This is a genomic window from Acidovorax sp. CCYZU-2555 (genome assembly GCF_018413525.1).
Classification (GTDB): Bacteria; Pseudomonadota; Gammaproteobacteria; order Burkholderiales; family Burkholderiaceae_C; genus Comamonas.
On the sequence record NZ_JAHCDD010000015.1, the window covers coordinates 80,730 to 86,871 of the forward strand.

At 65.8% G+C, this 6,142-nt stretch carries 6 protein-coding genes; 2 read left to right on the forward strand and 4 right to left on the reverse strand.

All coding sequences use genetic code 11. From position 1 onward, the window contains the following. Nucleotides 1–12: 12 nt before the first annotated feature. The gene (locus tag KHY18_RS07745; protein ID WP_213297369.1) at nucleotides 13–978 is read right to left on the reverse strand and encodes a Bug family tripartite tricarboxylate transporter substrate binding protein; all 966 of its coding nucleotides are present in this window, start codon (nucleotides 976–978) and stop codon (nucleotides 13–15) included. 140 nt (nucleotides 979–1,118) lie between these two features. Here KHY18_RS07745 and KHY18_RS07750 point away from each other — a divergent pair, with 140 nt between their 5' ends. Beyond that, nucleotides 1,119–2,117, forward strand: coding sequence for a LysR substrate-binding domain-containing protein (locus KHY18_RS07750; protein WP_213297371.1), 999 nt, complete (start codon nucleotides 1,119–1,121; stop codon nucleotides 2,115–2,117). On the opposite strand, the gene KHY18_RS07755 is transcribed toward KHY18_RS07750, so the two are convergent. The 3 genes from KHY18_RS07755 to KHY18_RS07765 form a co-directional block, all read right to left on the reverse strand. Then, nucleotides 2,071–3,516, reverse strand: a complete 1,446-nt coding sequence (locus KHY18_RS07755) for a sensor histidine kinase (protein WP_213297373.1) — start codon at nucleotides 3,514–3,516, stop codon at nucleotides 2,071–2,073. The genes KHY18_RS07750 and KHY18_RS07755 overlap by 47 nt on opposite strands. A 94-nt stretch (nucleotides 3,517–3,610) precedes the next feature. Then, nucleotides 3,611–4,285 (reverse strand): response regulator, encoded by a 675-nt coding sequence (locus tag KHY18_RS07760; protein ID WP_159915342.1) that lies wholly within the window; start codon nucleotides 4,283–4,285, stop codon nucleotides 3,611–3,613. A 102-nt stretch (nucleotides 4,286–4,387) separates the two neighbouring features. After that, nucleotides 4,388–4,912, reverse strand: a complete 525-nt coding sequence (locus KHY18_RS07765) for a MarR family winged helix-turn-helix transcriptional regulator (protein ID WP_213297375.1) — start codon at nucleotides 4,910–4,912, stop codon at nucleotides 4,388–4,390. A gap of 139 nt (nucleotides 4,913–5,051) precedes the next feature. Here KHY18_RS07765 and recA point away from each other — a divergent pair. After that, nucleotides 5,052–6,142, forward strand: a 1,091-nt coding sequence (recA, locus tag KHY18_RS07770) for a recombinase RecA (protein WP_213297377.1), incomplete at its 3' end; no start/stop codon positions are given.

Here is a 6,142-nt window from a genome sequence, read left to right on the forward strand (position 1 = left end):
AAGTAAGGAGAATCAGTCGATTTGGATCTTGGCGTAGGCAGCGACTTGCTTCATCTTGGCGATCTCGGTCTCGATCTGCTTGGTGAATGCCACGGTCGTCGTGCCCGTGGGGTACAGACCCTGGGCCGCCATGCGTTGCTTGACCACGTCTTCCTTGAGCGCGGCGGCCACGGCCTTCTGGATACGCGCGACCTGGGCGGCGGGCATCGACTTGGGCGCAACCAGACCGAACCACGAAGGATCGTTGATGTCCTTGTAGCCGAGTTCGGCATAGGTAGGCACGTTGGGCAGCACGTCCAGGCGCTCCGGCCAGCTCACGGCGATCGCGCGCAGCTTGCCGGAATTGATCTGCGCCAGCGACGAGGCGACCTGATCGAAGTACACGGGAACCTGTCCGCCGAGCACGTCGTTGATGGCCGGGCCCGCGCCGCGGTAGGGGATGTGCAGCATGTCGGTGTTGGTGGCACGCTTGAACAGCTCGCCCCACATGTGGCCGATGGTGCCGTTGCCTGGCGTTGCGTAGCTGACCTTGCCGGGATTGGCCTTGAGGTAGGCGACGAGTTCAGCCATGTCCTTGACGGGCAGGGTCTTGGGGTTGACCACGATCACGCCAGGCGCCTTGACCAGTTCGGTCACGCCGACAAAGTCCTTGATCGCATCGTAGGGCACCTTGCTGAGCACGGCGGGGTTCACGCCATGGGTCGACAAGGTGGCCACGCCCAGCGTCAGGTTGTCAGTGGCGCGCGCCACTTCGGCCATGCCGATCGAGCCGCCGGCACCGGCGCGGTTCTCGATGACCACGGGTTGGCTCAGGATGCGACCGAGCACGTCCTGCAGGTTGCGCACGACCATATCGGTGGAGCCGCCCGGAGGGAAAGGCACCACGATGCGCAGGGGCCGGCTATTGTCCTGCGCAAAAGACATTCCTGGAACGACAGTTGTGGCGGCGATGGAGGCAATAAAGTGACGACGTTGCATGGTGATATTTTCCTTTTCGATAAGAAAGATTAACGGAATTCGTGGCATAGACAAAGCAATACCTGTGCCTGTTGTTATTCCAAATTGGAATACATTCAAGCTATATGAGCATCCTTAGCCATTCTCTGTGAGTGACCTCCATGACCAGTTTGCGCCGCCTCAATCCTCCTGTACATCTGTTGCGGGCTTTTTCCACCGTGGTGCGTTTCGGCGGCGTTTCGCGCGCGGCCGAGGCGCTGCACCTTACGCAGAGCGCGGTCAGCAAGCAGGTACAGGAGCTCGAAAAATGGGTGGGCGTCACGCTGTTCGAACGCAGCCGCAAGCGCCTCACGCTGACCCCGGCCGGCGAACGTTATGAACGCAGCGTGCGCGCCCTGCTCTCCCAGCTCGAGGCAGCGACGCTGGAGCTGATCACCAGCGATGACCGCCGCGGTGCGCTCTATCTGTCGGTGCTGCCCACTTTTGGTGCCAAGTGGCTGATTCCGCTGCTGCCGCAATTCCAGCAGCGCGAACCGCAGGTCACCTTGCATTTCGTGCCCTATGTGCACGGCTATGACTTCGAGAGCCCGACGCTCGACTGCTCCATCCTGTTCGGCGACGGCCACTGGCCGGGCGCGCGTGCCCACTATCTGGTCGGACAGCAGGTCGCGCTGATCGCTCCGCCCGACAACAGCCCCGGCGCGCTGCGCCTGCGCAAGCCCGAGGACCTGATCGCTTGCACCCGACTGCGCCATGTCACCATTCCCGACGCCTGGGCGCAATGGAGCCAGGCCCATGGCGTGACCGGCATGCGCGCGCTCGACGGCCCGCAGTTCGACCAGTTCCAGAGCATCATCCGCGCGGTCATGGCGGGCATGGGCGTGGCGCTGGTGCCGCGTTGCCTGGTGCAGGACGAGATCGCTTCGGGTCTGGTCACCGAACCCCTGCCCGGCCATGGCTACGCCAGCCACCTCGGCTACTGGTTCTGCTACCCCGAAGGCCGCTCCCACCACGGCGCGCTGGGCACGTTTCGCAACTGGCTGCTGGAATCGGCCGCGCAGTCGAGCGCGGCGATGATCGCGGTCAGCGAGGCCGGCCGCACGGCCGCCGGCATCAGCGCGCCGAAGGCTGAATCGGCAGCGCCGGAAAACGCACGCTGAAGCGCGCGCCCGGCGGCGTCTGCACGCGTGCGGGTTCCAGCGACACCTGCGCGCCATGCTGGCGCGCGATCTCCTGCACGATGGGCAGTCCCAGGCCCGAGCCGTCGGCCTGCGTGCCCAGCGCGCGGTAAAACGGCTGGAACACCAGCGCGCGCTCGGCTTCGGGCACGCCCGGGCCCGTGTCTTCGACCTGCAGCAGCAGCACCCGGCCAAACGTATCGGTCAGCAGCCGCACCGTGACCACGCCGGGCTGCTCGGGCGTCGACGGGGTGTAGTTGATCGCGTTGTCCACAAGATTGCGCACCAGCTCGGTGAGCAGCGTCGGGTTGCCTTCCATCCAGACGCCGGGCGCGCCCGGCTCGGCGCCGTCGTAGCCCAGGTCCACGCGCTTGTCGAGCGCACGCGGCACCGAGTCGCGCACCACGTCGATCACCAGCTGCGCAAGATCGCAGCGCTGCTTGACCAGCGCCGCGCCCGTGCCTTCGACGCGCGCCAGCGCCAGCAGCTGGTTCACGGTGTGGCTGGCGCGCATGCTCGCGCGGCCGATCTGCTGCAGCGAGCGCTTGAGCTCCTGTGTGCTCGTGCCTTCGCGCTGCGCCAGATCGGCCTGCATGCGCAGGCCAGCGAGCGGCGTCTTGAGCTGGTGGGCGGCATCGGCCAGAAAACGCTTTTGCGTCGCCAGCGATTCGTTGAGCCGGCACAGCAGGTCGTCGACGGCGTTGACCAGCGGCGCGACTTCGAGCGGCACATCCTGGAAATTGAGCGGCGACAGGTCGTCGGGCTTGCGCGCGCGAATGCGCTCCTCGAGCCGGTGCAAGGGCGTGATGCCGCGCGCCAGCGCCATCCAGACCAGCATCACCGCCAGCGGCAGCACGACGAACTGCGGCAGCATCACGCCGCGAATGATCTCGGTCGCCAAGGTACTGCGCTGCTCCCGCGTCTCGGCGACCTGCACCAGCGCCAGTTGGCCCGAGGGCCCCATCGGCGCCCAGACCGCCGCCAGGCGCATGTCGACGCCACGCAGTTCGGCGTCGTAGAGCTGGACTTCGCCGTTGCGGCGCTCACCATCGGTCCACGGCGGCCGCGGCAGATCGGGCTCGCCCGCGACCAGCCGGCCCTGCGGATCGAGCACCTGGTAATGCACGCTGTCGGACGCACTGGTGCGCAGGTTGTGGCTCAGCGCGTGCGCGAGACTGAACTGCGGCTGGCCTTGCTGCACCTGCTTGGCGAGCACGCGCGCGTCGTACTCGAGCGCGCGGTCATACGGCTGATTGGCCAGCCCCTGCGCGACCAGCCAGGTGAGCGCCAGGCTCACGGGCCACAGCAGCAGCAACGGCGTGAGCATCCAGTCGAGGATGCCGCCGAACAGCGAATATTGCTCGCGCTGGAAGATTTTCATGGGTGCATGCGACTTGCGCACTCAGCGCCAGCGCCCCCATTACCGCTCGCCCTGAGCTTGTCGAAGGGCGTTTCAGGGCGTGGACTTCCCATATTCAATCCCGTATTTTCTCCAGGCAATACCCCAGCCCGCGCACCGTCGCAATGCGAATCGGCCCATGCTCGATCTTCTTGCGCAGCCGGTGGATATAGACCTCGATGGCGTTGTTGCTCAGCTCCTCGCCCCACTCGCACAGGCGCTCGACCAGCTGGTCCTTGCTGACCAGCCGGCCCGCGCGCTGCAGCAGCACTTCAAGCAGGCCCAGCTCGCGCGCCGAGAGTTCGACCATCTTGCCGTCGATGGTCGCGACGCGGCCCGACTGGTCGTAGACCAGCGGCCCATGCTTGATGGTGCTGCTCGCGCCGCCCATGCCGCGGCGCGTGAGCGCGCGCACGCGCGCTTCGAGCTCCTGCAGGCTGAACGGCTTGGCCATGTAATCGTCGGCGCCGAAATCGAGGCCCTTGACGCGCTCCTCCACGCTGTCGGCCGCGGTGAGAATCAGCACCGGCAAGCCGTCGCCGCGCCCGCGCAGCCGGCGCAGCACTTCGAGGCCGTGCATCTTGGGCAGACCCAGGTCGAGGATCAGCAGGTCGAACTCGCTGCTGGTCATCAGCACCGACTCGGCCTCGCTGCCGCTGGCCACATGGCTGACCACGGCGCCCGATCCGCGCAGGCTGCGCAACAGGCCATCGGCAAAGACCTGGTCGTCTTCTGCAATCAAAATGCGCATGCGGATGTTTCCCTAGATGAGCGCCGCGGTGCATCACCGCCGGCAGTTTTGACCCATTCTAGGGGGGGACCGTGCCGCGCCGCCAGGGGGTTTTCGCCTGGGTTACGCCGGTCTGCCATGGGCGCCGGCATAGGCTTCGAGCCCCAGCGCGACCACGGTCGCGACGTCATCTCCGACTTCGGCGCGGAACTCGGCTTCGGCCTGGGCCACGGCCGCCTCGAAGGCCTGCAGCCAGCTGAGCCCCGTGGGCGTGAAGCGTATCCAGCGCGCGCGCCGGTCGCGCGCATCGGCCTCGCGCGTGACCAGGCCCCAGGCCAGGCATTGCTCCACCAGATCGGCCATCGCCTGCTTGCTCATGCCCGCGCGCTCGGCCAGATCGGTCAGCCGGTCGCCGCCCAGCGAAAGATGGCGTGTGATGTGGATATGCGCGGCGCTGACCTGGTCGCGCGCCGCGAGGTTGGACAGCGCCAGCGGCACTTCGACCGCATGCGCCATGAGCTGCATCACGCGCGCGTCGAAGCGGCGCATCGAATGCCCCAGCAGCCGCCCCAGATGGGTCTGGCGCCAGGCGTCGGACGCAGGCGCAAGGGGCGCGGGCGCGGTGGTGGAAGGGGGAAAAGCGGTCATGCTTTATTGTCAGGCAAACTGACTAAAAATCATCTATACACACCAGGACAACGCCCATAAACTACTGTTCAAGCATCCAGCCTGGCAGTAACAACAGACAGTCGGTGCTATCCAAATCATTGCTATCTAGGAGATTTTCATGGACGTCACCACTGTCAAGGGCACCAACCCCGCCATCGCCGCCAACACCGAAAAAGCCAAGGCCCTGCAAGCCGCATTGGCCCAGATCGAAAAGCAGTTCGGCAAGGGCACCATCATGCGTCTGGGCGAAGGCGAAGTGATCGAAGACATCCAGGTCGTGTCGACCGGCTCGCTGGGCCTGGACATCGCGCTGGGCGTAGGCGGCCTGCCGCGCGGCCGCGTGGTCGAAATCTACGGCCCTGAATCGTCGGGCAAGACCACGCTGACGCTGCAGGTCATCGCCGAAATGCAGAAGATCGGCGGCCAATGCGCGTTCGTCGACGCCGAGCATGCGCTCGACGTGCAATACGCCCAGAAGCTGGGCGTGCAGCTGTCCGACCTGCTGATCAGCCAGCCCGACACCGGTGAACAGGCGCTCGAAATCGTCGACAGCCTGGTGCGCTCGGGTGCGGTCGACCTGATCGTCATCGACTCGGTCGCGGCGCTCACGCCCAAGGCTGAAATCGAAGGCGAAATGGGCGACGCCCTGCCCGGCCTGCAGGCCCGCCTGATGAGCCAGGCGCTGCGCAAGCTCACGGCAACGATCAAGAAGACCAACTGCATGGTCATCTTCATCAACCAGATCCGCATGAAGATCGGCGTGATGTTCGGCTCGCCCGAAACCACCACCGGCGGCAATGCGCTCAAGTTCTACGCGTCCGTGCGCCTCGACATCCGCCGCACCGGCACGATCAAGAAGGGCGACAACGCCATCGGCAACGAAACCCGCGTCAAGGTGGTGAAGAACAAGGTCAGCCCGCCGTTCAAGACCGCCGAGTTCGACATCCTGTTCGGCGAAGGCATCTCGCGCGAAGGCGAAATCATCGACATGGGCGTGGAAGCCAAGATCCTCGACAAGTCGGGCGCCTGGTACGCCTACCGCGGCGAGAAGATCGGCCAGGGCCGCGACAACGCGCGTGAATTCCTGCGCGAGAACCCCGACCTGGCGCACGAGATCGAAAACCGCGTGCGCGAAGGCCTGGGCATCTCGCTGCTGGCCGGTACCGTGTCCGCGCCGGCCGCAGGCAAGCCATCGAAGGCCGACAAGGC

What these genes read in the sequence shown, in the direction of transcription:
- KHY18_RS07745 (WP_213297369.1), bottom strand. Translation starts at nt 978, where the DNA reads ATGCAACGTCGTCACTTTATTGCCTCCATCGCCGCCACAACTGTCGTT.
- KHY18_RS07750 (WP_213297371.1), top strand. Translation starts at nt 1,119, where the DNA reads ATGACCAGTTTGCGCCGCCTCAATCCTCCTGTACATCTGTTGCGGGCT.
- KHY18_RS07755 (WP_213297373.1), bottom strand. Translation starts at nt 3,516, where the DNA reads ATGAAAATCTTCCAGCGCGAGCAATATTCGCTGTTCGGCGGCATCCTC.
- KHY18_RS07760 (WP_159915342.1), bottom strand. Translation starts at nt 4,285, where the DNA reads ATGCGCATTTTGATTGCAGAAGACGACCAGGTCTTTGCCGATGGCCTG.
- KHY18_RS07765 (WP_213297375.1), bottom strand. Translation starts at nt 4,912, where the DNA reads ATGACCGCTTTTCCCCCTTCCACCACCGCGCCCGCGCCCCTTGCGCCT.